Consider the following 26,527-nt stretch of genomic DNA (forward strand, 5'->3'; position numbering starts at 1 on the left):
TTGCCTCAAACGCGACTGCTATTATCTGTAGCATGTATTGATCCACTTGGTATAATACAGGAGCAGATTCATTCTATCTGCTCTTTTTTTGTTATTCATGAGAAAAAGATAAATATCGAACTCCGTATTTCTGCGACTGTTTTAGAGCAGAAAGTAAAAGTTTCCGTATTTCCTACATCTTCGATTCTTTGCATTTTTTATACTCTACTAGAAGTGCAGGCAGAAACACGCAAGCAACTCAGTAATAATGCTGATAAGTAAACGATAGGTGCATTGCCAGCGTCCTCGATCGCGTTATCAAAATTGCACATCGATTCAAAATGCAGTCAATTCAGCGTTTTCTTCAAACTCACCAGTCTTCAAGAAATCGTGCAAGAACACGTGTTCATCGAGCTACCGTAACAGGAGTAGCTACTTTAATTTCAAAAGGAATTTCTGTCATAGCTGGGTTTGTTTCAGTACCTTTAACAGCTAGTTATTTAGAAGCAGAACAGTTTGGAGTTTGGCTATTGCTAACTTCGTTTGTTGGCTGGGTCAGCATAGTTGATTTAGGGCTTGCCAACAGTTTAACGAATGCCTTAGCAACAGCGGATGGACAGGACGATATGCGAACAGCGCAGAAAGCAGTATCCAGTGCATTCTGGCTAATCATTTGTATAGCTATGATCGTCAGTATCATCAGCGCGATCGCTTACTTATATATTCCTTGGAATAGAGTGTTTAATGTCCACTCATTAGAGGCTCAATCAGTAATTCAAGCCGCGCTCGTGCCCTGCTTTATATTCTTTATTCTGTCCTTAATACTATCTATTCCAAATCGCGTTTATCAAGCTTATCAAGAGGGTTATATTTACAGCTTTTGGTGCGGTTTAGGCAACCTTTTTGCAGTTGTAGGACTAATGACTGCAATTCAGCTTCAGGCTAATCTATCAGCTTTAGCAGGTTTCTTTTTCATTGGTCTACTATTAGGTGACATTTTTGCTTCAATTCATTTATTCTTTTTTCACAAAAGATGGTTGCTGCCTAAATTTCGCTATTTCTGCTTATCTAATTCTATTTGGCTAGTTCGATCAGGAATCAAGTTCTGGATTGCTCAAGTCTCGGCAATTCTAATTTTTCAAACAGATTTAATTATCATTGCTCAATTGTTTGGAGCAAGTACAATCGCAACTTATGGAATTGCGCTTAAATTGTTTGCTCTAATCATAACTTTACAATCTGCTTTTACTCTTCCACTTTGGTCTACCTATGCTGAAGCAAAAGCAAGAAACGATTTTATTTGGATTGATAAAACATTTAAACAGACTATCAAGCTCAGCATAACATGGTCTTTTTGTGCAGGTTTTCTGTTGACCTTAGTGTTTCCATGGCTTCTTAGAAACTGGTTCAATCAGCCTAAATTTTTTCTACAATCTACAATCATTGCGATGTTTTTAACAACTGTCTTAGTTTGTACTGCTCAATGTGTAGCGATGCTAGCTAACGGTTTAGGCGAAGTTAATGTACAAGCAGTTGTTGCCCCTATTTCTGCTTGTACTAACCTTTTACTGTCAACTACTTTAGGGCACTATTTTGGCTCAGTGGGGGTTGCTTTGTCTACAGGGATTTGCGTTCTCGTATTCTCTTTAGGGATAGTAGGCAACGACATTCTAAAGAAGTTGCTAATCCTAAAAGTTAGTTAGGAAAGGAGATTAAGATAATGAGTAATAGATGCTCAATATGTTTAGCTGAAAGAAGATATTGTTTCAAGGCAAAAATCCTTAATAAGTATACTATTAGTTATTTCTATTGCGATCGCTGCGGTTTTTTACAGACCGAGGAGCCGTACTGGTTAGAAGAAGCTTACAGTAGCGCGATCGCAGATGCAGATACAGGGCTAATTGCAAGAAATATTTCTATCTCAAAAAAGCTAGGCTGCATTCTCTTCTTCTTATTGGATAAGGAAGGAAAGTACTTAGATCTAGCAGGGGGTTACGGAATATTGGCTAGATTGATGAGAGACGTTGGGTTCGACTTTTACTGGTCAGACTTATACTGCCAAAATGTATTTTCTAAAGGATTTGATGAATCTACAGCTCATAAACCCTTTACTGCAATTACAGCCTTTGAAGTACTTGAACACATTTACAATCCACTTAGCTTTATACAAGATGCTCTAAATAAATCAGAAACATCAACAATAATTTTTTCAACAGAGCTATTTTTGAGAATGCCCCCAGATCCCGAGCAATGGTGGTACTACACTCTAGGAACAGGCCAGCACATTTCATTTTTTCAGGCGCGAACTCTCCAATATATAGCTAACGAATTATCGTTGTTTCTATACTCCAACAAAAATATTCATGTGATTACAAATGAATCGGTTAATAAAATGAGATTATTAAAACTTTTAACAGGTAAGCCATCTCACATCCTACAGCATTATGTAAAAATTAGGATGGCTTCAAAAACTAATTCAGATCACAAAATTCTGATAAAAAATCTATCTAATGATTTGTAGTGTTATCAGATAGAAAATCGACAAATATTGTTCTTGCGGAAATCAAAAATGGTTAAGTTAGTGTATGACTATCAAATCTTTTCACGTGCAAAGTACGGAGGCATTGCTCGGTATATCTATGAAATTGCTACTCGCACTGCCAAAACAACCAAATTTGAGGTTGAAATTTTTGCAGGTGTTTTTGTAAATGGATACTTGCAGAAAAGCGATAAAACTTTAGTAAGAGGACACAAAGTTCCTTACTTTCCTGGTGCTTCAAGAGTTTTAAGCGCTGCTAATGCTGAATTATCAAAATGCTGGTTCAGACAGAGTAAAGTAGATCTACTTCACGAAACCTATTATTCACAAAAGTGCATTACGCCTAAACGGTGCACAACTATTCTTACCGTTTACGATATGATTCACGAAAAATTTAGCTATCTGATGAGCAACCGGGAACGTGAGTTGATTTCTATTAAAGCAGCAGCAATCAATAGAGCTGACTACATTATCTGTATATCTGAAGCTACTAAGAATGATTTAATTTCTCTTCTCAATATAGACCCTAAAAAGGTGATTGTTACCTATTTAGGTCACTCACTAAGAAGCAACATCAGCAGTGGTCATTCCAAAGTTATTAATGTCCCTTATATTCTTTATGTAGGACGGCGCGACAAATACAAAAATTTCGATAGATTGATTGAAGCTTACGCTAACAATTCACGAATACGCCAAGAATTTAGCCTTGTATCTTTTGGAGGTAAATCCTTTTCAAAGATTGAACTATCCAAAATTAGTGAATTAGGTTTACCTAACGGAAAAGTTATTCATTTAGAAGGTAATGATAGTACTCTCGCTGGCCTTTACTCTCACGCTGCTGCTCTAGCATATCCATCCCTGTATGAAGGCTTTGGCATTCCTCCAATTGAAGCAATGTCATTCGGATGCCCAGTAATCTGTAGTAACGTTAGTTCGATTCCAGAAGTAGTTGCAGAAGCAGGAGAATATTTTGATCCTTACAACGTTGATAACATAGCAGATGCCTTAGAAAAAGTTTTGTTCTCAACCGAAAGAACAATGACTCTTTCTATGTTGGGTAAAGAACGAGCTAAGAAATTTTCTTGGGAAAACTGCGCTGAACAAACCCAGTTAGTCTATTCCTCTCTTTTGCAAAACTAAGCGAGTTATATCTACTAGAAATTCTCACTTTAACAAATAGAGCTTTAGAAATTTGAGTAAGATGAAACCTACAAAACCTATAAGATTAACAAGCTATGAAAATTTGTCCAACTCCATATGTCTGAATTTTCTTAACTCTTTAGAATTACAGATTAAATTCACAAAAGTATTAAGTGTGAAGCCGCATGATAGCCAAGATTTAACTAGCTGGCACGGCTTAGTTTCGCTAATCTCTGTGGCGGACATGTGTGATGTGTATGATATTGATATTAGGCAAGCTTGGAGTGACAAAATATTTCAACAAAACCTTGTAGATCATGATTGGCAAGTAGCCATTCTTGAGAGAACTAATATGAAAGAGCGTAGGCATAAGATAATTGTTTATCTATGCGACCGTAATATGAAGCTTAGCCAAAAGTATGAGCTTAAGAAAGTTCCAGTAGAGCAAGTCATTGGCTGCTATTGGAGAACCATTCATCACTTGTATTTGTCTTTGCCTCGTAACCACTTTTTTATAGAAGAAATCGCCCAGTGGAAGGATACTGCATTTAATGAATCCTTGATTACTTCTAACTCAGAATATAGAGATAGAAAAACGATTCTCTCCTCTACTCATTCTAAACAAAGGCAGGAAGGTGGACTTAGAACTAAAGGAATATTTAAGCACTCCTGCGAAGAGAAGCCTCTCATATCTATAATTACAGTAGTTTTTAATGGAGAAAAACATTTTGAACAGACGATTCAGTCTGTGATTAACCAAACTTACTCAAATTTAGAATTCATAATTGTTGATGGAAGATCAACAGACAATACATTGGCTCTAATTGAGCAGTATGAACACTATATCGATTACTGGATTAGCGAACCAGATTCAGGTATATACGCTGCGATGAATAAAGGAATGTCATTTGCTTTAGGAGACTTTGTCAATTTCATGAATGTAGGTGATTTGTTTTTTGATTTTGATGTGGTTCGTTCAATTGGCTTTAGCGATCGTAGACATTCCGTGTGTGGGATAAATGCCTTTTTTAGCCATTTGTCATCAAACTTAATCCATGTGAAGAGCCAGGGAAAAAATCTTCCTCATCAGGCTTTGTTTATGAAGCGTGATGATTTTGAACACCATTACTTCGACACCAAGTTTAGATATGCTGCTGATGCTGAACTTTGGAGTAGGTTCGCTACTGAGCGTATAGAAGTAATAGATCAAGTCGTTTCGTTGAGTAGATTTGGAGGCGTTTCTACAAGCTCTAAATGCTTAGTTCCTAGAATGAAAGAACATCTTGAATTTGAGAAAAATAAACTTTGCGTATTACTGCGGTTTCTTCCTAAAATTCTCCTGTTATCATTCGTGAGCGATGAAGTTGTTGAACTTTTCTATTTCAACTCATACAGTATCTTAAAAAGAATGATGTCGCGTATTTTGACTGCTTGGAGGAGTAATGCGCCAACTGTATAACCAGAATTCTCTCCTCAATTTGACTTTTTTACTCTGTTTTTTTCCTTTTTTTAGAATAATTCCTATTGGAAATTCCGAAACTCAGCCCATTGCAGCGATCGTAGCTGGAATTTATTTACTAAATAACCAAGCTCCTAAATTCCTTCGCCACTATATCACTTTATTTTTTTCAGTTACAGCCTTCTACTTTCTAATCAGTGTATTTAGATATTTCTTAGTCTCTTCAGAAGAAACACTTGTCTTGGGTGCATTACAGTCTATTCTGATCCTTACGACGCCACTTCTTATTTTTGCTGCTCTTTTTGATAACCTTCGACTGATATCAGCGAAGACGTTTAGATTCTGTTTATACCCCTGGTTACTTATTAGCATTTTGCAGCAATGCTTCCCGTCTATTCTTTCCTCTACCGGAATTAGTACTGTTTTGACTATTCTTATTCCTAGATTTTTAGGAGAGTCATTAGGCGGTTCCAGGGGAGTCTCAGGATTTTCGCCAGAGCCTTCATATGCGGCTCAAATTATTATTGGAATGTTGGCTTTTATATTCTTTCTTCGCCGTAATGGAAAAATAAGGAAGTTAGAATACTACTTCATGATTAGTAGCTGTGTCATCATGGTATTTCTAAATTTGTCAGCAACAATTGCAATATTTTTTGCAATTTTTCTCACTTTTCATGTGCTTGTTAGTTTGATGAGAAGCGCTTGGAAACTACTAACATTTCAGCTGTTATCTCAGCGAATTGGGACAACCTTACTTAAATTTCTTTTAATAGGAATTTTCACTTGTTTGATTCTTGTCTCACCAGTTATTTTGACAACAATATTACCTAATTCTAGAATTTTGGATCTTCTAACTTCTTTTTCCTCGTCTAGCTATGAAGACTTTGATGTTTTTAAGCTGTTGAATTTGACAAATGAGCTTGGCAGCCAACGTTCAATCAGCGTTTATGCCGGGTATTTTAACGCGTTTACTACTCATGGCTTTGGCTCTGGGTTAGGTTCTTGGTCAATTCAATTCTTAAATACTCTAGAAGATTCAGGACTTAATCCTTCTAAAATCAATTTCTTTATGCATAACGGATTTGTTGACCTTAAGCCTTATGCTTATGGGGCTTTAGTTGCTTTTGATATGGGGGTAGTTGGACTAGTATTTATGTCTTCTATCTTCGTTGCTGCAGCATTCAGAAAATTACGGGTTAACGCTGAAATATCTCAGTACGCATGGGCATGTTTAGGCCTATCTCTTTTGATGGTGTATTTCAACAGTGTTGCATCATTGCCAACTGGATGGCTGCTGTTTTTACTTTTTTTACAAGATGGCAATTCTCTGACTCAATACAAGCCGTTTGGGCCAACCAGCCTTGAGTATGATTCTGCATTGCAATAATCTATTTTTAATGCGAATTTCTCGGGAATGTGTTTTCTTACTTCTACTTTATCAACAAGTGAGGATGAAATTGTTTCCTACAATCACCATAGCAATTCCTACTTATAACGAAGCTCAATCCATTGAGAAGGTTATTCAGAGATTTTTAAAAACAAAGTATTCTAATGCTGTTGAAATACTAGTTGCAGACGGTGGCAGTACGGACGGAACCCAACTCATAGTTCATCAGATTTCTTCAGAAGATTCACGAGTCAAACTTTTGCATAATCCACTCAAGATTCAAGCAGCAGGATTAAACTTAATTCTGCAACACGGTGATGGAGAAGTTTTTCTAAGAGCCGATGCTCACTCAGATTATGCACCTGACTATATTGAACGGTGTGTTGAAGCATTGTTGAGGTCTGAAGCTGTTAATGTAGGCGGAGCACAGCGTTTTGTGGCAAAAAATGCTTTTCAGGCGGGTGTTGCTCTATCTTCTAAAACTTGGTTAGGCAATGGTGGTGCAAAGTATCGTAATCCTAAATATGATGGCTATGCAGATACAGCCTATTTAGGCTGTTTTTGGAGAAAAGATTTGCTTAATTGCTCTGGCTATAGCTCAGAAGCAGTTAATGAAGATGCTGAGCTAAATATTCGATTGTCGAATACCACTTTCGCCCTCGATCAGGTTACCAACCAAGACTCTGAGCTTAATCAGAGGCTAGAAAAGCAATCTTCTAAAGCAATCTATATCAGTTCAAAAATCTGTGTCTGGTATTATCCTAGAAGCACTTGGAAAGCATTGCTAATTCAGTATTTTAAGTATGGCAGAGGACGATTTCTTACAACTACAAAACACAAGAAATCGAGTTTAAGAGGAAGACTACCGTTTTTAGTGATCTCCTGTACGATCGCACTCCTAATGCTCGATATTCTCACCCCTCAACTCGATCTACCAATCGAACAGTGCATTTTGCTTGGTGTACTATTGCCCTTTCTGGAGAGCCTGCGCGTCACCTTAGAGTTTAACCAAAGCTTTAGTTCAGAATTTTGGCGCGGCGATTCAGAAGAGATCCCCTCGTTTCTAAGCCGATGGTTTTTTTGTGGTGTCTCGTTGTTAACGATGCCGATCGCACATTTTCTAGGTTATGCCTATCAGCTCGTTCGCCGCAACGTCTTCAGTGTCCGGGATTGGTAAGAGAACAAGTTGACCAGGGCAATTCTCAAGCGATTAGCGCCGCGATCGTAAACGTTAGCGGTCGCCAGCGAATGCTATCTCAACGAACGGCACTGTTTTGTTTGAGATTGGTTTGTAGCCACAATCCTTCTGAGCGGCAGCAGTTGCATCAGACATTAGGCGAACTGATTACGTTAATAGAGCGATCGCATAGAGGCCTGATCTACCGTGATGTAGATTTCAATTTACCCGGTTACCCCTTGCCCACGGTCAAAGCGATATTTGCAAGCTATTTTAGAGGCAGCTTCAAATCCTTTGTTGGCTGCGTTAAATGCAGTTGTTAGTCAATATCAAACTGAGAGCGAAGCAGAACAACAGATCATTCTGGTTCAGCAAGCTGAACTGTATCAACAAAGCTGTAAGGCAACTGCGGTCGCTCAAGCGCAAACCCAACAGCTAGAACAATCCCTCGCAGAGTTGCACCAACTTCAGACTCATCTGATTCAAACAGCCCGGACAGGGAGCCAAGTTTCAAATCAAACTTCCCGTCTCTCAACTATCAGACTAATTGTTAGTCAATCTATCTAGATCAGCCATAATTACCGTTTCTTATAACACTACTCTAGGCATTAGGACGCGATTGGTTCCCGCCAAGCTCCGAAGGATCGCGCCGTAAAACCTTAGCACTCCAAATCATTCTTACCTCGAAACCTGAAAATGCGGGTATAAGGAGAAAGCTAGAATTCTGGTTGTATAAAAATGACAGATTTTGGTCTAATGACCCTCGTACAATCCGCAAAGCAAATCCCTGTTCAGCCAGTAGTGCCTAACGCCAGCCATAGGCACCTCAGGGTTTCTTCAGTGAAGCCTCAAAAAATTGCTCAAAGCCGTCCAACGGCAGTGACATCTCTCCAAAATTCGGCAATTGCCCTTCCAGAACGTCTTGCTCAACCAGAGTTTAGCCCTTCGAGTAGCCCAGAGGCAGAAGTATCGGATGAAGCACAAGTTAATTCAGTATCACAACTTTTAGATGTGCGCCCGACCGACTGGGCATTTCAAGCGTTGCAGTCGCTCGTTGAGCGCTATGGCTGCATTGCTGGATATCCAGACCGCACTTACTTGGGGAACCGTGTCCTAACTCGATACGAGTTTGCGGCTGGATTAAACGCTTGCTCCGATCGCATCAATGAATTGATTGCTGGCTCAAGCGCAGATTTGGTTAACCGAGAAGATCTCGCCACCCTTGGGCAACTACAGAAGGAATTTGCGGCTGAAGTCGATACGTTGCGAGGTCGAGTCGATGCGCTTGACAGCAAAACTGCAACACTAGAAAAACAGCAGTTCTCAACCACAACTCGACTGGTTGGACAAGCGATCGTATCTATTCAAGGCAGCAACAGTGTCGATGTTGATCTCTTTCCACGAGATGGTGTGCCAGAGCGCAAAGGTAAACTTGAACCGACGCTCACCAATAATGTTCAAATTTCTTTGGCAACTTCCTTTAAGGGTGACGACTTACTCTTAACCGGCCTGCAAACCGGAAACTTGCGATCGTCGGCTCCGACTGTATTCACCAACATGGGACGCCTCGCCTATGAATCTGAGCTAAACAATCAACTTGTCCTCAGCGACTTATCTTACCGCTTTCCTATCAGTTCTAAGTTTGGGGTGATTGTCGGAGCGGCGGGTGTGAATGCGAGCAATACGTTTCGCGGCATTAATCCTCTAGAGAGCGAGGGCGAAGGCGCACTTTCGTTGCTGGGACAACGCAACCCGATCATCACGCTGGGCAACGGGACGGGGGGCGCAGGCTTCGATTGGCAGATCAGCAATCGCGTGAGTCTACAAGCAGTCTACAGCGCTGAGTTACCGAGCTTTACGGGCGATCAAAATATCGGCGGATTATTTGGCGGACGCTATACGATCGGCACTCAGTTGTCTCTCGCTCCCACTAATACGATCAATCTTGGCCTCCACTATCTTTTCTCCCATGCGCCTGACGGCATTATTGGAACCGGAATCGGAGATGCTCAGCTTCTGTCTCCCTTTGCCCCCACGAATTCTGGTTTTAATACTCATGCGATCGGGGCTACTGCCGCTTGGCGTATCAATCCTGGGTTGACGATTGGCGGGTGGGGCGGCTGGACAACTTCGACGGCAACCGATATTTCTGGCTCAGTACAGACTACGAACTGGATGCTCTTTTCTGCCTTTCCAGATCTGTTTGCCCGTGGAAATCTCGGTGGCGTTTTGTTTGGGCAACCGCCTAAAATTACATCTAGCAGCTTACCAACCGGATACAACTTTCCCCGGTTTAGTCAGGGTGGGGAAAAGGGCGGGCAGCCCGATAGTGCTTATCATTTAGAAGTGTTCTACCGAGCCAGATTGAATTCGTTTATTGATCTGACACCGGGCTTGCTTGTCGTGTTTAATCCGAATCACAATCGCGATAATGATACGTTGGTCATTGGAGCAGTACGCGCAACGTTTAGGTTTTAGAAGAACTGTCTACCGGGTGCTGAAACTAATCTATTCGCTGTAGCTAATTATTCTAAGTTGTCAAACTATGTTGTCAAACCGTTTGCATTCTTTCCTGCTCGCTAGTAGTCTGATGGCGCTGGCTCCTGCTGCTGCATTTTCTTCAGAAGTGCGCCCAGAGCTAATCGCGCAAGTTACCATCAATAGTTCAGGAGTGGTCAACGGTACGATCGCGCCGCCCAACATCAATCCAAATTTTAATCAAGGCACAACGCGGGTCGATACCGATAGCCAAGGACGCTATTTTCGTAATGGTGTTTTAGTGTATTCCGCTCAAGATTTCAATCCTAATCTTGTTCAAGTTGACAGTAGTGGTCGCTACTTTGTTGATTTTCGTGGCATTCCTGTTGTCTCAGTTGATGGCGCATTAATCTCTCCAGCATTATCAAATGGAGAATTATTATTGGTTAAACGGTTTAACAACCGAGAAAATGTCCGGTTTTACGGCACGATTCAAGATGAATTTGTGGTTTTGGGTAAGTACACCGGAATTGCGACTGATCCCAACACCGGAGCTCAGTATCAAGGCACATTTGACGTTCGAGGACAAGGACCGCGCTACAGCGATCGCAACGGTGGCTCAAGTCCAACAGTGTTTGACTTTCGATCGCACTATAACACCAGAGCAAATCCATCGATTCCAGCACAGCCAACGGTGTTTTCCTACACGGTGACTAACATGCCCGTTCGGCTATCCATTACCGTTCCGGCAGGGCTGACTCCGATTAGTCCAACGTTGCCAGGCGCGACCCCGACTAGTCCACCCTCTAACGGGACACCCCAACCTAGCGTCAATCCTGCTAATTCAGATGCGAGTGTGCTGCGATCACTGGGTGCCGCTCCATTTTTTGAGGTCAATCGTGTTGTTTTAGAGTCAGCGCGCACCCCTGCTCAATCGATCGGGCCTCGAAGCCGCGTTCTATTACGCTAAGACGATTAGAACAATGAATGCTGGAGAGATAACGGATTGGTAGAGATTAAGGGGTGCATTCTACCAATTGATCTAGCCCTTCTGTTAAAGAGGGAGGTGCGCCCAGTAAGCGGCGATGCATTCGCAAAATAGTCTCTTCTGGCACAACCCGACTGCGCTGTTGATTGCGCTCCAAACAAAGATCGAGCGGCACGTTTAGCCAAATTCCGGTGATGTGCGTAAATCCAGTTGTTCGAGCCAGCGCGGTCGCGGCTCTGCGTTGCTTTCTTACGGCATTCGTCGCGTCATAAATTGCAAACGAAGCTTGCCCGCTAGACGTTTGTTCGACAGCCCGCTGAAACTGCTGGCGAACTTCTAACCAGACCTTGAGCCACGTTCCTTGGATAGCGTCATCGCCAAACAACTGAGCGCGAATCGCATCGGTTGAAATGAGCAGAGCATCGGGATGAGCGGCGAGTAGCGATCGCGCCAAGGTTGATTTGCCACTACCGGGAAGCCCGATTAAAAAAATCAGGGACGACGCTTGAACGGACAGTCCTTCCTTCACAGCGTCATCCCTTGCACATTCCTTGCCTGGGGTGTCTAAATCACGGTTCCGTCATGAATTGTGGCGTTCTTCACCACAACTACAATACCGCTGCGGATAATGAATCCCTCATCTTCGCGGTTAGCTTCTTCAATACGATCTTTATTAATGATTTGCACATTGCAGCCGATGCGGGCATTTTTATCAACGATCGCACGACGAATGGTCGTATCTGCGCCAATGCCTAAGCTCACCTGCGAAGCATGACAGTCTACGGGACCTTCGGCGTGACCTTCATAGAAGTCAGAACCCATAATCATCGAGTCTTCGATCGTCGCTCCCGCTTCAATGCGGCTTCTGACGCCCAACACTGAATGGTGAATTCGGCAATTCTTGAGAATGCAGCCTTCACCGATAATCGATTCGGTGATATGGGAGTCCAAGTACTTGCTGGGCGGCAAGAACCGATGACGTGTGTAGATCGGGGCGTGGTCGTCGTAGAAACTAAAGGGTGGTTGCGGCTGTTGGGTCAGGGCAAGGTTGGCATCGTAGAACGCTTCGATCGTTCCAATATCTTCCCAATAATCGTTGAAGAGATAGGCTTGCAGATTGTGAGTTGCTGCCGATTGAGGAATGATTTCTTTGCCAAAATCAGTGCGATCGCTTTGCTCTTTCAGCAGATTGATCAAAACATCCTTGTTAAAGACATAAATCCCCATCGATGCGATGTAGGGACTGTGCTTCGCTTCTTCAGGAGACAATCCCAGAACCGTTGTATCGACTTGCATTGCTCTTAGCGCCTCGCCTTTTGGCTTTTCACTAAAGTCAACGACTCGTCCTGTCCCATCAATTTTCATCAACCCAAAATCGGACGCGCGCTTCTCATCGATCGGCACAACTGATAGGGTAATGTCAGCCCCCGTTTCCCGGTGGCGCTCGATAAATTGGCGATAATCCATTCGATATAAATGATCACCAGAGAGAATGAGGCACTGATCTACGTCCCATTCTTCGAGCAGCCAGATGTATTGCCGGACTGCATCCGCCGTTCCTTGAAACCAGTTAGGATTTTCGGGCGTTTGTTGCGCGGCTAACACTTCTACAAACCCGTCGTTGAATCCGGGGAAGCTAAACGCACGTGCAATGTGACGGTTAAGGGAGGCAGAATTGAACTGAGTCAGAACGTAGATCTTAAAAATTTCTGAATTAATGCAATTACTGACTGGAATATCAATAAGGCGATATTTGCCTGCGAGTGGAACCGCAGGTTTTGCCCGTTGCTTTGTTAGAGGATACAGACGGGTCCCTGCACCGCCGCCTAAAATAATCGATAAAACTCGTTTCACAAAATAACCTCGCAGCTTCCACTTTGATTCCCATCAATAGTGTGTGTCTGGATGGCTTTATTTGCAAGAGGTTTAAGTAAGAAGATTGAAGAATAGGGAGCAAAGCGTCTAGTAGACAGGGATTGGGAATCTATCGCTTGTCGTTGTTGTGTAGATTACATGTTACGCAGATTACAGGTAGCCGCACATTTCTGAATCAGAGCAGTGATAATTTGATCAACGAAATAGGACGTTGTTTTGTGAGGACGATAGCTGTGAAAGACACTTTACTGAGAACTCCACTGTATGGCGCTGCGATCGCGCTAAATGCCCGGATGGTCGGATTCTCCGGCTGGGAAATGCCGGTTCATTTTGCGGGTATTGGGCAAGAGCATCACGCCGTTCGCAACGATGCAGGCATGTTTGATATTTCGCACATGGGCAAGTTCTCGTTGCAGGGCAAGGATGTGTTGACCCAAATTCAGCAGCTTGTGCCGTCCGATTTGAGCCGCTTGCAGCCCGGACAAGCGCAGTACACGGTTCTTCTCAATCCTCAAGGCGGCATTGTTGACGATTTAATCTTTTACTATCAGGGGCTTGATGGCTCCGATCAGCAGCGTTGGGTGGTGATTGTGAACGCGGCAACGACGCAGAAAGATAAAACCTGGATGCTAGAGAATTTAGATACGAGCGACCTGACGTTTTATGATCATTCGCTTGAAAAGGCACTGATTGCGCTGCAAGGGCGGAAAGCCAAGGAGCATCTGCAAGCCATCACCTCAGACGATCTTTCTCTGCTCAAGCCCTTTGAACATCTAGAAGGAACTGTTCTTGGACACCCTGCCTTTATCGCTCGCACGGGCTACACCGGAGAAGACGGCTTTGAAATAATGGTCGATCCGGCAGTTGGAGTAGAACTTTGGCGATCGCTGCTCAGCACTGGGGTTGTTCCTTGCGGATTAGGGGCGCGAGATACCTTACGCCTTGAAGCAGCGATGGCACTTTACGGACAAGACATCAACGATTCGATTAGCCCCTTAGAAGCAGGATTAGGCTGGTTAGTGCATCTTGATAGCAAAGGTGATTTTATCGGGAGATCGGCGTTAGAACGACAAAAACAAGAGGGCGTCAAACGGCGGCTCGTCGGCTTGCAAATGCAGGGACGCAATATCGCCCGCCATGGTTATCCTGTCCTGTTTGAGGGCAAAGAAGTAGGAATCGTCACGAGCGGAACCCTAGCGCCAACTGTTGGTAGCGCGATCGCGCTTGCTTACCTTCCCGTCGAACTCGCGCAGCCCGGACAGCAAGTTGAGGTTAGCATTCGCGGCAAACTCTACCCTGCGATCGTGGTTAAGCGCCCATTCTACCGAGCCAAGAAGTAGAATATATCTCGTCTTCATCCCGTCAGAAATCATCATGGCATTCGACTATCCCGACCATTTGAAATACACCGACACCCACGAATACACTCAGCTTGAGGGCGACGTCGCGATCGTGGGCATTACGGCATTTGCGATCGATCAGCTGGGCGATATTGTGTTTTTAGAAGTGCCAGATGTGGGCACAGAGGTGACAAAAGGCGAGAGCTTTGGCACGATCGAGTCGGTGAAAGCAGTCGAAGATCTCAAATCTCCTGTAACCGGAACAGTGGTTGAGGCTAATACCGAAATGGCAGACGCTCCAGAGAATTTAGCCAATGACCCGTACAGTGCAGGTTGGCTCATTAAGGTAAAGATCAGCGACCCCAGCGAGATTGAGAATTCACTATCGGCTGAACAGTATCGCGGCTTAGTAGAGGGGAGTTGAGCAGAGCGACAGCGGATTTTGTATCATGGATATACCATAGATAACAGATAGAGGATGCAGTCGTTATGCCCGGTTTCGCATCCTTAGTTAAAGCACGAGATCTAAATCACGAGTTCAATACACGGCATCTGTAGCGGTTCTTTTCGATATTTCTTGCTAGACTACACCACAACTTCATTCTTCCTTTACACCCGCTTACAGCCGTAGCGGGTTTATTGTTGCAAAATGTGAATAACAGCCTCTAAGATGAACCTTCCGATCGCGAACCCATTCGTTTGCGGTGAATGGTTCATTCCTCCTTCCGTCGGCATACTCTGTCTACCTTGGTTATTCCAGTCCACCTCATCCGTATCATCCTTTATGTCTGAGCCTGTCACTCAACTTCAATCCACGGCTGATTTGACCCATGACGCCACCGGGATCTCTGACACGCCGCCTTCCGGGAATGGATCGAGTCATGCAAAGCCTATGGATCTGGCTTACCCGGATCGCTTTGTCGATCGCCATTTAGGACCGCGCCGAACTGAAATTCAGCACATGCTCGACGTTTTGGGAATGAAGTCCATTGAAGATTTGGTTGCCAAAGCAGTTCCACAAGGAATACGGATGAAGCGTCCGCTTCAAATTGAGGTGGCTCGGAGCGAGTATGAATTGCTGGCAGAATTGAAAGCGATCGCGCAGCAAAATCAGATTTTCCGTTCATTTATTGGCATGGGCTACTCCAATTGCATCACGCCTCCCGTCATCCAGCGCAATATTCTCGAAAATCCAGGTTGGTACACGCAATACACGCCCTATCAGCCCGAAATTGCTCAAGGTCGGCTAGAAGCGTTGCTCAACTTCCAAACGATGATCATCGATTTGACGGGACTTGAGATCGCCAATGCTTCGCTCTTAGACGAAGGCACGGCAGCCGCAGAAGCGATGTCTATGAGCTACGGCTTGGTCAAAAATAAAGCGAATGCGTTTTGGGTGTCGCAAGCGTGCCATCCTCAAACCATTGACGTGATTCGGACTCGCGCTATTCCACTGGGCATTGATGTGATTGTTGGCGATCACCAAACGTTTGCGTTTGACACGCCGATCTTCGGTGCCTTGTTGCAATATCCTGCCACCGATGGCGTGATTTATGATTATGCTGAGTTCTGCGATCGCGCTCACCAAGCTGGCGCACTCGTCACCGTTGCTGCTGATGTGCTTAGTCTCACCTTACTGAAGCCACCGGGTGAGTTTGGGGCAGATATTGCGATCGGAAACACGCAGCGATTCGGTGTTCCGCTCGGTTATGGTGGGCCTCATGCGGCCTACTTTGCCACGAAAGATGCTTACAAACGGCAAATTCCCGGACGGTTGGTGGGCGTTTCTAAAGATAGAAGTGGTCAGCCAGCATTGCGATTAGCATTGCAAACTCGTGAACAACACATTCGACGTGACAAAGCGACTAGCAATATTTGTACAGCGCAAGTTTTGTTAGCAGTGATTTCCGGAATGTATGCGGTCTATCATGGCGCAAGCGGCCTTAAGCGTATTGCTGAACGTGTTCACTATATGACCACACTTTTAGCAGCAGGCTTACAGAAAGCAGGCTACACAATTAGTACCGAGCCGTTCTTTGATACAGTGCAAGTCGAAGTTGGAAGTCGGGCGGACGAAATCATTCAGAAGGCGCTGGAGCGTCGAATCAACCTTCGTAAACTGAGTGAGAATGCGCTTGCGATCGCGCTTGATGAGACGACTTCACAGCAGGATTTGACAGATTTGCTGTCGATCTTCGACGCCTCGCCAGAGCATCTTCATGGTCTCAGTGCCCAACCCAAAATTCCACGTTCATTGGTTCGTACGTCTGCTTATCTCACCCATCCTGTTTTCAGTCAATATCATTCTGAAACTGAACTGCTGCGCTACATGTATCGCTTGCAGTCTAAAGATTTGTCGCTGACATCTGCCATGATTCCCTTAGGATCTTGCACGATGAAATTAAATGCAACCGCAGAAATGATTCCGATTACGTGGCCAGAGTTCGGTCAAATTCATCCTTTTGCCCCCATCGAACAAACCAAAGGCTACGGCATTCTGTTTCAGCAACTCGAAGGCTGGCTCTCTGAAATTACTGGATTTGCCGGAATTTCGCTCCAACCCAATGCTGGTTCTCAAGGAGAGTACGCCGGACTGCTCGTAATTCGGCAATACCATCAAAGCCGAGGAGAAGGGCATCGTAATGTCTGTCTGATTCCACAGTCAGCACATGGCACAAATCCCGCTAGTGCCGTGATGGCAGGCATGAAGGTGGTTGCGATCGCGTGTGACGATCAGGGCAATATCGACATCGCTGATCTCAACGCCAAAGCCGAACAGCACCGAGACAACCTATCGGCGCTGATGGTCACGTATCCCTCAACTCATGGTGTTTTTGAGGAAGGCATTCAAAAAATCTGTGATATCGTTCACGCCAATGGTGGACAGGTCTACATGGATGGCGCAAACATGAATGCTCAAGTCGGTTTGTGTCGCCCCGGAGACTTTGGAGCCGATGTCTGCCATTTGAATTTACACAAAACCTTCTGCATTCCGCACGGCGGCGGCGGGCCGGGTATGGGACCGATCGGCGTAATGTCTCACCTTATGCCATTTTTGCCCAAGCATTCGGTGATCGAGATTGGGGGCAAGCAGGGCATCGGTGCGGTTTCGGCGGCTCCGTGGGGCAGCGCCAGCATTCTGCCCATTTCGTGGATGTATATTGCGCTGATGGGCGGCGAAGGCTTAACTCAAGCGACAGAAGTTGCCATTCTCAACGCAAATTACATTGCGAAGCGATTGGAAGGACATTACTCGGTGCTTTACAAAGGCAAGAATGGCTTAGTTGCCCATGAATGTATTCTCGATTTACGAGAATTTAAGAGGAGTGCAGACATCGAAGTGGATGACATTGCAAAGCGCCTAATCGATTATGGGTTCCATCCGCCTACGGTGTCGTGGCCTGTGGCTGGAACGGTCATGGTAGAGCCAACCGAGAGCGAATCTCAGGCGGAGTTGGATCGATTCTGTGATGCGATGATTGCGATTCGGGAAGAGATTTGTGAAATTGAAACTGGAAAGAGCGATCCTGCGGAGCTTGGCAGCGCCAATCGCACGAATAATTGCCTTAAAAACGCGCCTCATACCGTTGCCGATCTAACATCCGATTGGCAGCGCCCTTATTCTCGTGAAAAAGCCATTTTCCCGACCGCGTGGACTCGCGAGCATAAGTTCTATCCCGCTGTGGGACGAATTGATAATGCCTACGGCGATCGCAATCTCGTCTGCTCGTGTCTGCCCATGGAGGCGTACGAAAGTTAAACGAACGATCGGATAACAGCATTTAGAGTCTATCCGAAAACCTCTGAATCTATGAGATACTCAACTACAATCTGTTTCAGCCCATGATTAGTCATGTCCTGCACAGAAATTGACCCGCAATTTCTCCTGCCGGATGAAGTTTGGGAGCGAGCTAAGCATGTGATTCCAGCAGAGCGTCCGAAACCGAAAGGAGGACGACCGAGAATGGAGAATCGACAGGCATTAAATGCCATCTTTTATCTGCTGCGAACTGGGTGTCACTGGAACAATACTTCTCGGTTAAGCCTTAAGCAGAGTTGGAAATCGCAAAAGTAAGTTGCGGTCATTGAGTGCCCTGATCGAGATGATGTCGCTTTTTGGCCGGAAACTTTGACCTGGGCTTTTTGACCACTCTCGGATTGACTCTGCCTTGCGGCGATGGAATTTGAGCATCAAGAATCTCACGCCTCAACCAACTCTGAAAAGGGGATGCACATCAGCGGATGGAATTTGAAATTTAGCCACTGCTCGACGTAAAACATGTAACGTTCCAGTAAAGCTCAAACATATAAGCACTCGCTCTAAAGATTGCTTCGATGAACCTTGCTTGAGATACACGATTCGCGTGTTCAATTCCTTCTACTTGATCTTTCCGAATCAGACTTATCGCTTCAATTCCTCTCAATGTTGGTCTTGCAGTGTTAGGCGAATTTGAGAGGGAGAGAGATTTTACGGTACTGCCTGTGGTGCTGCTGGGCGAGTTGACAGCCAACTGCAAACATTACAAGGAAGTGTCGAACTGAGTGGGCAGGTTGAGAAGAAATGAGAGGTCGGCTTCTTCTTCATAAGGCGTTGGCTCGGTTCCTCGCTGGAAGAGGAGTGCCCCGGTTTGCCCTTGGAGGATTAACTTACTACCTTGACGGCGAAGCCACGCGCCTTCCCGCATCGCTAGCACTGGCACATCATTTTCTTCAAGGAACTGGCAGATGCGCTCCTCGCGGGTCTCGCCCATATGAGTCGAGCGCGGATCTGCATCTTGATAATGCGGGTTGATCTGAAACGGAACTAACCCAAATGCTTCGAAAGAAACCGGCTGTACAATCGGCATGTCATTCGTGGTACGGATAGTGGGACACGCATGGTTGGTTCCAGCGCTGGAACCCATGTAAGACAACTCCCCCGCCAATACTCGCTGCCGGACTAATTCCACAAGACCCAACTGCTGCACACTTCTGAGGAGACGAAACGTGTTGCCACCTCCTACAAATAGCACCTCGGCCTCTTTCACAACTTCCCGTGGATTTGACCCGGCGTTTAAGCCAATGACTTCGACGCCCAAGGGTTGCAGCGCGGTGCGAACACGTTGTGTATACGCTTCGTACTCAGTTTGGGCATAGGGGACAAAGTGGAGGACGTGGCATCCGTCCAGAAACTCTACGATCGCATCCATTGCGTGCTCCAAGTAACCCTTCCCGTGAATCTTGGAGTTACTGAGTAGGAGCAGATTATGGGACATTTCTTCTCCTTGTGTTCGGTGCTCGATTTAGTTGAGTGATCGGATGAGTGGCACTCAGTCGTCCTATAGCGGCTGTTCTCGTTTGCGGTTCGGTTCCTCAGGCAATGGTATAAATTCTGTTTCTTGAGGAACCTGCCCGAACCGCCCTTCCTGCCAATCCCGCTTCGCTTGCTCAATGCGTTCTAAGCGACTGGAAACAAAATTCCACCACTTGTGCCGCTCTCCCACAGGTTCACCTCCGACCACAATACAACGAGCCGAGCGATCGGCAGAAATGTCTACCGATGCACCTGATCCCAGAACCGCTAACCGATGCTGCTCCAGAGGGGCATCGTTGATCTGTAGTCCTTCGGTCACGCTGTAAACGGCCTGCTCTGGGTAGTCACCCGGTAAGGTAAGGTGCGTACCAGCAGAGAACTGTACGTCCAGGTAAATCATAGGTGAAAAGGTCTGCACTGGAGACTGACGACCATATGCTTTTCCCGCAATCAGGGTGATGGCTACTCCCGCCTCTTCCCAAGCGGGTAAATCAGTGGCAGGATGATGCCGGAACCAAGGTTCTGTTTCCTCATGCTCATCAGGAAGGGCCACCCAAGTCTGGATTCCATGCAATGTGGCTTCTTTGCTGCGCTCATGGTCAGGAGTGCGCTCAGAGTGGACAATCCCTCGTCCTGCCGTCATCCAGTTCACGGCACCCGGACGAATTTCCTGATTGCTGCCCACACTGTCTCGATGCAGCAACGCGCCTTCAAACAGATAGGTCACTGTGGCTAAATTAATATGTGGGTGCGGTCTGACATCTACACCTTTGCCTGGTGGAAACACAGCAGGACCGAGATGATCAAAAAAGATGAAGGGACCAACCAAGGTCAACATATCTGAGGGAAGGAGCCGACGGGCTTGGAATCCTCCTAGATCTTGGACATGCGGTTCAATGAGATGCTGAATACTATCCATTAGAGTTCAGTTAAATGAGAGGGCAGTTTAGACAGTTATCTTCAAGTGATAAATTCCCACATCAGAGGCACTGTTGACTACGAGCTGAGGTAGAACAATTGTGAGGGCTAATTAAAGTACAAAGAGAATTTTGGGATGAGTTAGCCGAAGTCAGAGAGACATCTTCCTAGCTTAAGTAGCCAACCCCCCTGAAGATTATCCTAGAAAACAAATGTCAAAAAAGTTGCTGCCTTGACTATGCTGATACTGGAGTGATAGTGATTGAGGTCAACCCATGCGTCTAAAAATACACCAAACCTGCCGCTGGGCGTCTCTACTAAGCTGTGGCTTCATCTTATTCGGCTCGACTCAATTTAGGGCTGCTGCCTCGCCTGCTTCCGGCTCGACACCTATTTCTGGGCTAAAACTGGCGCAATTCAACATCAGGCTCCCCAGCATTGGAATTCCAGGAGTCCCCGCCGTTGAAGGGATCATTAAGGGCGCGATCGCAGACCAGATCACACAAGCAATGGGACGAACCTTACAAACAGAAGCCCCGATCGTCTCAAGTGCCCAAGCTCTTTTTCCTACGGTGGCTACCCTTCCAGGTAGACCCTTTCGCGCCACTGGCGATCTGCGTCCCATCGGGCAGCAAATTCGCACTAGCCGCGACGGTACTGTTCTGCTGGCTCCGGGTGACTATGCCATTCCAGTAAACGTGTTTTGCATGAAACATGCGGCGTCTAGCCCGCCCGGACATCGGTATTTGCTGGCTCCACTGAAGGGCAAAATGGCGGATGTGATTGTGGCGCTCAACTCTCGCACAGTTGGGTTAAACCTGCCTCATCCGCAACTGCAAGTGCTCTCATGGAATTTGCAGGCGGGCATGAAGTATGAGGAAATGACCCCAGAACTTCGAGCGATCGTCGATCTTGTACTGCCAGACTTCAAGCCGCGCCTCAGACGTAGCTTTTTAGAACAAATTGATGCTAGTTGGAGCCAACTCTCCAGCACGGTTCCTGGCTTGCCGTCGATGGATTCTAGCCTTAACCGTTTGGGTGACGTTGGCAGAACCGTTGTGACGCTGAAGCAAACCCGCGAGACACTGCTGCGTTACGGTAATAACTACGAATCGCTATCTCGTGCGCTCGTGACCCAGAATGTCCGTGCTACATCGGGCAACACGCCCTGGAGCCGCGTCAGCGATCGCGTCTATGCCCGGATGATTACACAAGGCAACTACAGTACGCCTGCTGAGCTGCAAGTGCGCGTTGTTCCCGCTTCTGGTAGCGCGAGTACGGCTCCTGTCCAGATTGCTTCTAGTCAAGGAATAGTGAGCGCTCAGTCCGCCGCTTCCCCAGTGCCAGTCAACCTCACAAACCTCGTTGCCGATCCCCAAAACGCAGGCATTCAACCGCTCTCTACGTCGCCTCAGCCTCCCAAGCCAGACAAAAAGGAAGATGAGGACGAAAGCGGCTCTGGCACCTTGCAACTCAATGGCGAAGGTTTCACCGGACCTCAATCACCGCCTCAAGGGTTACCCCAAAGTTAGCCCTCCAAAGTTAGCCCTTAAGGGAACTTTGCGCCCTGAGTTTCGCCATGCTTTGTGCTGGTGTCATACTTTTCGTGGTTCGCATCCAATGTCGCCTGGGCTTGCTGCTGCACTTTCTTGGCTGACTCTAACAACGCTGGGCAAGAAGTCGCTTCCGGTAGCGCTTTGAGTTTTGCCAGCAAATCTTTGCCTGCATCAATGCTTAACTGCTGATGACCATCCTCGTGGGTCTGCACCTTTGCCAAATAAGCTGTCCATTTGGAAACTAGGGCTGGATCAGCACCCGCAGGAGGAGTCCACTGCGGCACAGTAAACTGCGTTGTAACCGTAACTTTCACGGTTTTGAACTTGCAGCTTTTGCCTTTCTTGCCGCCAAATGTGAAATTGGCGAAGGGTTTAGAATCAGTTTTGGCATCAAAGCGACGATTTTCCTTGGCACTGAATGGGCCGAGCTGATTCATTTGCGATCGCAACTCAGCGGCAGTCGACCCTTTAATCACGTAAGGGGCTTTGGTCGGCGCTGACACCACTAAGTCTGCATCGTCTGCCCGCGCCATTGCTCCGAAACAAAGGAAAGCTGGGGTTAGGCAAAGAACAATTGTCGTCACAGACTGAGTAGACATGAGTACTGCTGCGGTTAGTCGTGGATTGCTCTATCAAAGCACACTTAAACCACAATTCTTCGACTGAGCCGAGGTCGTACGTCAAACTACTGTGGGGCAGACTGCGGAATAGGTCGCAATATTGTGCTAGTTTCTTGCCAAAGTCAGCGTCGATTAAGAGCCAGAAAAATAGAGTCAAGCAAATCCTGCAAGAGTTAGAGGTAGTGGATGGCTACTCCTTCTATCGTTAACTCAGGCGCAATCTGGAGATAAACTATGCGATCGCTCCCTCTTCCATCTGGCGCAACAATGCCTGTTCTCGGTCAGGGAACGTGGGGTATGGGAGAACGCACGAAACAGCGCTCTCAAGAAATCGATGCCTTGAAATTTGGGATCGACTTAGGCATGACGCTGATTGATACCGCTGAAATGTATGGTGAAGGTGGAGCAGAAGAGGTGGTGGCAGAGGCGATCAAAGGGCAGAGATCGCGCCTCTTCTTGGTCAGCAAAGTTTATCCGCACAATGCGACGCGACGCGGAACGATTCAAGCGTGCGATCGTAGCCTCAAACGCCTCAAAACCGATTACTTGGATCTTTACCTGCTACATTGGCGCGGCTCCGTCCCGCTCTCAGAAACCTTTGAAGCCTTACTCGAACTTCGACAATCTGGAAAGATTCGCGACTTTGGCGTGAGCAATTTTGACCAAGACGATTTAGTAGAGGCTCGCCAGTTCGACCACAACCTCACCGCAACCGATCAAGTTTTGTACAATCTCAGCCGACGTGGAATTGAGTGGGATGTGTTGCCGTGGTGTCGGCAGCAAGGCATTCCTGTAATGGCGTATTCCCCGATTGAGCAAGGTCGATTATTGAAGAACAAAGCATTGGGTGCGATTTCTCGATTAAATGTTACTCCTGCTCAGGTTGCGATCTCGTGGCTCCTGCATCAAGAGAATGTCGTGGTCATTCCAAAATCGAGTCGGCGCGATCGCATTCAAGAGAATTATGCTGCGTTAGATATCACGTTGAGCCAAGCTGATTTGGCTGCGTTGGATGAAGCATTTCCGCCGCCTGCACGATCGCAACCTCTAGAGATGCTGTAGTTGGGTTGCTCCACGATGCTTACATCGAGGTTCAGACCTTTGATCTAATCAGGTAAACCCCCAGCTCTGCTCTGACTAATAGACTTAATCGGAAATAGTGTAGTCTAGAATTCAAGCACTTCTTCTGCGGAGCGATATTTGCCAGACTGAAGTTTGGTTTGAATTAGACGTTCTTGGTCGGGAGTGAGACTAATGCTCATGAAAGTTGTGCATTCAAGGTATCTACTAGTTTAAGCCTGAAGGCTTATTCTGTTTTCTTTGCTTGATCAAGTTTGCTGCCTGATTGCGCCAGGGTTTAGGACAGCCAATCGCTTTGAAACTTAACAGAGGCGATAGCGCAGAGCGCAACTCCGAAGGAAACGCGTTGAAGTTGGATAGAGCGATTAGCGCAGAGCGCAACTCCGAAGGAAACGCTTTCGAGTTTAGCAAAGGCGATCGCGGTGAAACTTAAAATTGAGTAGCAAAGCCTAACGGAAAAATCGTGCGGCAGGTCATTCTTGACCTCCTACCGATAGCCTCTGTTCCGTCCGCACCAATGCAATGTTAGCTTGCGACTCAGGAAGCAACTTGCAATAATTACACTGTTCCTCAAACGATTCATCTGACTGTTGACAATGTTGATATCTGAGAAGCTTTAGCATAGTCCCAGTTCACGGATCACCTCTGCGAGGATCTAAACCTGTCTGATTTTGGAGAAGCGGAATGAGAAATCGCATTCGCGTCATGGCGATTGTGTTGGCGTTTGTGATTGCCATCGCTGTGCCTGTTCTTGCTCAAACACCGAACCAGACGACACTGATCAGCGCACCTGCCAAGGCGTGTGTTACTGCCTATTACGTGAGTAGTACTGGTAACGATAATGCATCTGGGCTTTCTATTCAGAATGCCTGGCGATCGATCGCTAAGGTCAATAAAGTCACTTTCAACAAGGGCAGTTGCCTCTTCTTTGAAGGCGGAATGGTCTTTCCTGGAAGTATTTATTTTGATCGTGCCGACCGAGGAAGTCCAGCTCAACCCATTCGAGTCGGAAGTTACGGTAAGGGTCGTGCAACAATCGTTGCATCAAAAAGCGATGGAATTTATGCGTATAACACAGCGGGTTTTGAGATTCGTGATTTGACCATCCGAGGAGATGCGAATTATACTCTGCGGACCAATGGCATCAGCTTCTACACGGATCTTGCAAGCAATACTAAACTTCCTTACATCAAAATAGAGCGGGTGGAGGTATCCCAATTCGGAGCGAATGGAATCGCCATTGGTTCATGGAATGAAGCGTCTCCTTATGCAGGATTCGCTAACGTTACGCTTACCGAAATCGAAGCCCATGACAATGGGGATGCAGGAATTATGTCCTACGGGTACGCACCCGCCAAAGCAGCTGTGCGAACTGCTTGGCCTCATTCCAACTTTGTCTTGTCCCGGTCCCGAGTTTACGATAACAAAGGCATACCGACAAAGACGACAACCTTTTCAGGAAACGGCGCTGTCTTTGGACAAGTTGAAGGCTTGGTGATGGAGCATAACGAGTCCTTCGGTAACGGAAGCCTTTCTAACGGTCCATCTGGCGGACCAGTGGGGCTTTGGGCCTACGATTGTAAGGATGTTTTGATGCAATTTAATGAGTCGCATCATAACAGCCGAGGTAAGGCAGTTGCGGATGGCGGCGGCTTTAATTTAGATGGCGGTTCCGTTAACAGTATTGTGCAATTCAACTATTCGCACCATAACGAGGGACCTGGTTTTTTGATCGCACAGTATGCCAATGCAGCACCGTTAAAAAACTTGACGTTTAGATATAACATTTCGGCATACGACGGAAGCCGATCAAGTGCAGGGATATCAGTCTGGTCAGATAGCCGTAATCCATTCGGTGTACAAAATGCATATTTTCTTCACAATACCGTCATCACGGACCAGGGGGCAGCTCAGGTAGTTAAAGTACAAGGTGGTTCAATTAGTAACGTGTTCTTTGCCAATAACATCTTTTTGGCTCGATCTCCAATGTTATTAGTGTCCGCCGATCAGCCGTTCTCCAGCGTGAACTTTTACGGCAACTATTATTGGAATACTGACGGGACCTTTAGAGTTCATTGGAACGGAACAACCTACCGATCGCTCAGAGCATGGCGAGCGATCAGCAAAGAGTTGCATTCTGGCGCTGCTACTGGAGCCAACACAGACCCTCTACTGCTCAATCCTTCCCAAGCGTTGACAGTAAGAAACAGAGACTTCTCCCTTTTGTCTCCCTACTATTCCTTGGCACCAAACTCTCTTGCCCGTTCTGCGGGGCTGAATCTATCAGCCTTCAATCTCGCTCCTTCAGGTAGGGATTTCTTCAGACGCTCTGTAAACCGATTATTGCCTTCAGTAGGAGCGGCTCAGTAGGCAGGCAAATTGAACATTTGCACTAGAGGCCTCACTCCTAAACGTCTGCCTGAATTCCTCAACATTGCATTGGCTTGGTACAGGAGCCCGTTGACTAAAGTTACATAATGCTCCGATCAGGACGCTAGCTGGATTGAGCGTCTGTATATCTTCTCAAAAGAGAGGATCAGGCAGAGGAAGATCTGTGTAACACCCCGATGCAGCAGGTTATACAGCGAACTGTTCAGATAAGATCCTCAAAGATAAAGAGCATTTTCGTCTCTTCAACAAACCTTTATTGTTAATCCCTAAACCAGATTTGATGCTGGGTTCCTTGCTACTCAAAGGT

At 46.1% G+C, this 26,527-nt stretch carries 25 protein-coding genes; 18 read left to right on the top strand and 7 right to left on the bottom strand.

The window, feature by feature from the left end; genetic code table 11:
- From AC5I6P_RS23430 to AC5I6P_RS23465, 8 genes are all read left to right on the top strand, one after another.
- Positions 1-261 (top strand): hypothetical protein (locus tag AC5I6P_RS23430; protein ID WP_495696181.1); only part of this gene is annotated, 261 nt, incomplete at its 5' end.
- A 59-nt stretch (positions 262-320) separates the two neighbouring features.
- Positions 321-1,682 carry an oligosaccharide flippase family protein gene (locus AC5I6P_RS23435; protein WP_495696182.1) on the top strand — a complete coding sequence of 454 codons (1,362 nt, stop codon included), beginning with the start codon at positions 321-323 and terminating at the stop codon, positions 1,680-1,682.
- A 17-nt stretch (positions 1,683-1,699) separates the two neighbouring features.
- Entirely contained in the window at positions 1,700-2,500 is an 801-nt protein-coding gene (locus AC5I6P_RS23440) for a class I SAM-dependent methyltransferase (protein ID WP_495696183.1), read from the top strand.
- Between the two features lie 48 nt (positions 2,501-2,548).
- A complete protein-coding gene (locus AC5I6P_RS23445) occupies positions 2,549-3,658 on the top strand; it encodes a glycosyltransferase family 4 protein (protein WP_495696184.1) in 1,110 nt (369 codons plus the stop codon).
- Between the two features lie 61 nt (positions 3,659-3,719).
- Complete coding sequence (locus AC5I6P_RS23450) at positions 3,720-5,117, top strand: glycosyltransferase family 2 protein (protein ID WP_495696185.1); 1,398 nt, start codon at positions 3,720-3,722, stop codon at positions 5,115-5,117.
- On the top strand, positions 5,101-6,504 hold the full coding sequence (locus AC5I6P_RS23455; RefSeq protein ID WP_495696186.1) for a hypothetical protein: 1,404 nt from the start codon (positions 5,101-5,103) through the stop codon (positions 6,502-6,504). Before AC5I6P_RS23450 ends, AC5I6P_RS23455 begins: the two co-directional genes overlap by 17 nt.
- 64 nt (positions 6,505-6,568) lie before the next feature.
- Positions 6,569-7,681, top strand: a complete 1,113-nt coding sequence (locus tag AC5I6P_RS23460; RefSeq protein ID WP_495696187.1) for a glycosyltransferase family 2 protein — start codon at positions 6,569-6,571, stop codon at positions 7,679-7,681.
- Positions 7,675-8,004 carry a type IV pili methyl-accepting chemotaxis transducer N-terminal domain-containing protein gene (locus AC5I6P_RS23465; protein WP_495696188.1) on the top strand — a complete coding sequence of 110 codons (330 nt, stop codon included), beginning with the start codon at positions 7,675-7,677 and terminating at the stop codon, positions 8,002-8,004. The genes AC5I6P_RS23460 and AC5I6P_RS23465 overlap by 7 nt, the downstream gene beginning before the upstream one ends.
- A 35-nt stretch (positions 8,005-8,039) precedes the next feature.
- On the opposite strand, the gene AC5I6P_RS23470 is transcribed toward AC5I6P_RS23465, so the two are convergent.
- Complete coding sequence (locus tag AC5I6P_RS23470; RefSeq protein ID WP_495696189.1) at positions 8,040-8,195, bottom strand: hypothetical protein; 156 nt, start codon at positions 8,193-8,195, stop codon at positions 8,040-8,042.
- A gap of 326 nt (positions 8,196-8,521) precedes the next feature.
- Here AC5I6P_RS23470 and AC5I6P_RS23475 point away from each other — a divergent pair, with 326 nt between their 5' ends.
- Together AC5I6P_RS23475 and AC5I6P_RS23480 are read left to right on the top strand one after the other, a co-directional pair.
- Positions 8,522-10,159: an iron uptake porin gene (locus AC5I6P_RS23475; RefSeq protein WP_495696190.1), complete on the top strand. Its 1,638-nt coding sequence runs from the start codon at positions 8,522-8,524 to the stop codon at positions 10,157-10,159.
- A gap of 67 nt (positions 10,160-10,226) precedes the next feature.
- Positions 10,227-11,129 carry a hypothetical protein gene (locus AC5I6P_RS23480; protein ID WP_495696191.1) on the top strand — a complete coding sequence of 301 codons (903 nt, stop codon included), beginning with the start codon at positions 10,227-10,229 and terminating at the stop codon, positions 11,127-11,129.
- 46 nt (positions 11,130-11,175) lie between these two features.
- Here the strand turns inward: AC5I6P_RS23480 and AC5I6P_RS23485 are convergent, their stop codons facing one another.
- Positions 11,176-11,676 carry an AAA family ATPase gene (locus AC5I6P_RS23485; protein ID WP_495696192.1) on the bottom strand — a complete coding sequence of 167 codons (501 nt, stop codon included), beginning with the start codon at positions 11,674-11,676 and terminating at the stop codon, positions 11,176-11,178.
- Positions 11,677-11,711: 35 nt separating this feature from the next.
- On the bottom strand, positions 11,712-13,001 hold the full coding sequence (locus AC5I6P_RS23490; RefSeq protein WP_495696193.1) for a glucose-1-phosphate adenylyltransferase: 1,290 nt from the start codon (positions 12,999-13,001) through the stop codon (positions 11,712-11,714).
- A gap of 254 nt (positions 13,002-13,255) precedes the next feature.
- Between AC5I6P_RS23490 and gcvT the strand changes: the two genes are divergently transcribed.
- From gcvT to AC5I6P_RS23510, 4 genes are all read left to right on the top strand, one after another.
- A complete protein-coding gene (gene gcvT / locus AC5I6P_RS23495; protein WP_495696194.1) occupies positions 13,256-14,362 on the top strand; it encodes a glycine cleavage system aminomethyltransferase GcvT in 1,107 nt (368 codons plus the stop codon).
- A 34-nt stretch (positions 14,363-14,396) separates the two neighbouring features.
- Complete coding sequence (gcvH, locus tag AC5I6P_RS23500) at positions 14,397-14,786, top strand: glycine cleavage system protein GcvH (protein ID WP_495696195.1); 390 nt, start codon at positions 14,397-14,399, stop codon at positions 14,784-14,786.
- Positions 14,787-15,146: 360 nt separating this feature from the next.
- Complete coding sequence (gcvP, locus tag AC5I6P_RS23505) at positions 15,147-18,122, top strand: aminomethyl-transferring glycine dehydrogenase (RefSeq protein ID WP_495696196.1); 2,976 nt, start codon at positions 15,147-15,149, stop codon at positions 18,120-18,122.
- Between the two features lie 93 nt (positions 18,123-18,215).
- Positions 18,216-18,437 carry a transposase gene (locus AC5I6P_RS23510; protein WP_495696197.1) on the top strand — a complete coding sequence of 74 codons (222 nt, stop codon included), beginning with the start codon at positions 18,216-18,218 and terminating at the stop codon, positions 18,435-18,437.
- Between the two features lie 445 nt (positions 18,438-18,882).
- Here the strand turns inward: AC5I6P_RS23510 and pepE are convergent, their stop codons facing one another.
- Together pepE and AC5I6P_RS23520 are read right to left on the bottom strand one after the other, a co-directional pair.
- Complete coding sequence (gene pepE, locus AC5I6P_RS23515; protein ID WP_495696198.1) at positions 18,883-19,617, bottom strand: dipeptidase PepE; 735 nt, start codon at positions 19,615-19,617, stop codon at positions 18,883-18,885.
- A gap of 63 nt (positions 19,618-19,680) precedes the next feature.
- Complete coding sequence (locus AC5I6P_RS23520) at positions 19,681-20,574, bottom strand: pirin family protein (RefSeq protein WP_495696199.1); 894 nt, start codon at positions 20,572-20,574, stop codon at positions 19,681-19,683.
- A gap of 274 nt (positions 20,575-20,848) precedes the next feature.
- On the opposite strand from AC5I6P_RS23520, the gene AC5I6P_RS23525 reads away from it, so the two are divergent.
- On the top strand, positions 20,849-22,105 hold the full coding sequence (locus tag AC5I6P_RS23525) for a hypothetical protein (RefSeq protein WP_495696200.1): 1,257 nt from the start codon (positions 20,849-20,851) through the stop codon (positions 22,103-22,105).
- Between the two features lie 17 nt (positions 22,106-22,122).
- Here the strand turns inward: AC5I6P_RS23525 and AC5I6P_RS23530 are convergent, their stop codons facing one another.
- A complete protein-coding gene (locus AC5I6P_RS23530; protein ID WP_495696201.1) occupies positions 22,123-22,728 on the bottom strand; it encodes a DUF922 domain-containing protein in 606 nt (201 codons plus the stop codon).
- A 255-nt stretch (positions 22,729-22,983) separates the two neighbouring features.
- On the opposite strand from AC5I6P_RS23530, the gene AC5I6P_RS23535 reads away from it, so the two are divergent.
- Entirely contained in the window at positions 22,984-23,811 is an 828-nt protein-coding gene (locus AC5I6P_RS23535) for an aldo/keto reductase (protein WP_495696202.1), read from the top strand.
- A gap of 104 nt (positions 23,812-23,915) precedes the next feature.
- Here the strand turns inward: AC5I6P_RS23535 and AC5I6P_RS23540 are convergent, their stop codons facing one another.
- Positions 23,916-24,011: a ribbon-helix-helix domain-containing protein gene (locus AC5I6P_RS23540; protein ID WP_495696203.1), complete on the bottom strand. Its 96-nt coding sequence runs from the start codon at positions 24,009-24,011 to the stop codon at positions 23,916-23,918.
- Positions 24,012-24,124: 113 nt separating this feature from the next.
- On the opposite strand from AC5I6P_RS23540, the gene AC5I6P_RS23545 reads away from it, so the two are divergent.
- The gene (locus AC5I6P_RS23545; RefSeq protein ID WP_495696204.1) at positions 24,125-24,262 is read left to right on the top strand and encodes a hypothetical protein; all 138 of its coding nucleotides are present in this window, start codon (positions 24,125-24,127) and stop codon (positions 24,260-24,262) included.
- 251 nt (positions 24,263-24,513) lie between these two features.
- A complete protein-coding gene (locus AC5I6P_RS23550; RefSeq protein WP_495696205.1) occupies positions 24,514-26,199 on the top strand; it encodes a right-handed parallel beta-helix repeat-containing protein in 1,686 nt (561 codons plus the stop codon).
- Positions 26,200-26,527 lie beyond the last annotated feature (328 nt).

The sequence above is a fragment of the Myxacorys sp. genome (genome assembly GCF_059501405.1).

Coding starts and splice junctions, on each gene's coding strand:
- AC5I6P_RS23435 (WP_495696182.1), top strand. CDS start 321: ATGCAGTCAATTCAGCGTTTTCTTCAAACTCACCAGTCTTCAAGAAAT.
- AC5I6P_RS23520 (WP_495696199.1), bottom strand. CDS start 20,574: ATGGATAGTATTCAGCATCTCATTGAACCGCATGTCCAAGATCTAGGA.
- AC5I6P_RS23440 (WP_495696183.1), top strand. CDS start 1,700: ATGAGTAATAGATGCTCAATATGTTTAGCTGAAAGAAGATATTGTTTC.
- gcvH (WP_495696195.1), top strand. CDS start 14,397: ATGGCATTCGACTATCCCGACCATTTGAAATACACCGACACCCACGAA.
- AC5I6P_RS23535 (WP_495696202.1), top strand. CDS start 22,984: ATGCGATCGCTCCCTCTTCCATCTGGCGCAACAATGCCTGTTCTCGGT.
- AC5I6P_RS23550 (WP_495696205.1), top strand. CDS start 24,514: ATGAGAAATCGCATTCGCGTCATGGCGATTGTGTTGGCGTTTGTGATT.
- AC5I6P_RS23530 (WP_495696201.1), bottom strand. CDS start 22,728: ATGTCTACTCAGTCTGTGACGACAATTGTTCTTTGCCTAACCCCAGCT.
- pepE (WP_495696198.1), bottom strand. CDS start 19,617: ATGTCCCATAATCTGCTCCTACTCAGTAACTCCAAGATTCACGGGAAG.
- AC5I6P_RS23450 (WP_495696185.1), top strand. CDS start 3,720: ATGAAACCTACAAAACCTATAAGATTAACAAGCTATGAAAATTTGTCC.
- AC5I6P_RS23455 (WP_495696186.1), top strand. CDS start 5,101: ATGCGCCAACTGTATAACCAGAATTCTCTCCTCAATTTGACTTTTTTA.
- AC5I6P_RS23525 (WP_495696200.1), top strand. CDS start 20,849: ATGCGTCTAAAAATACACCAAACCTGCCGCTGGGCGTCTCTACTAAGC.
- AC5I6P_RS23540 (WP_495696203.1), bottom strand. CDS start 24,011: ATGAGCATTAGTCTCACTCCCGACCAAGAACGTCTAATTCAAACCAAA.
- AC5I6P_RS23510 (WP_495696197.1), top strand. CDS start 18,216: ATGTCCTGCACAGAAATTGACCCGCAATTTCTCCTGCCGGATGAAGTT.
- AC5I6P_RS23445 (WP_495696184.1), top strand. CDS start 2,549: ATGGTTAAGTTAGTGTATGACTATCAAATCTTTTCACGTGCAAAGTAC.
- AC5I6P_RS23460 (WP_495696187.1), top strand. CDS start 6,569: ATGAAATTGTTTCCTACAATCACCATAGCAATTCCTACTTATAACGAA.
- AC5I6P_RS23480 (WP_495696191.1), top strand. CDS start 10,227: ATGTTGTCAAACCGTTTGCATTCTTTCCTGCTCGCTAGTAGTCTGATG.
- gcvP (WP_495696196.1), top strand. CDS start 15,147: ATGTCTGAGCCTGTCACTCAACTTCAATCCACGGCTGATTTGACCCAT.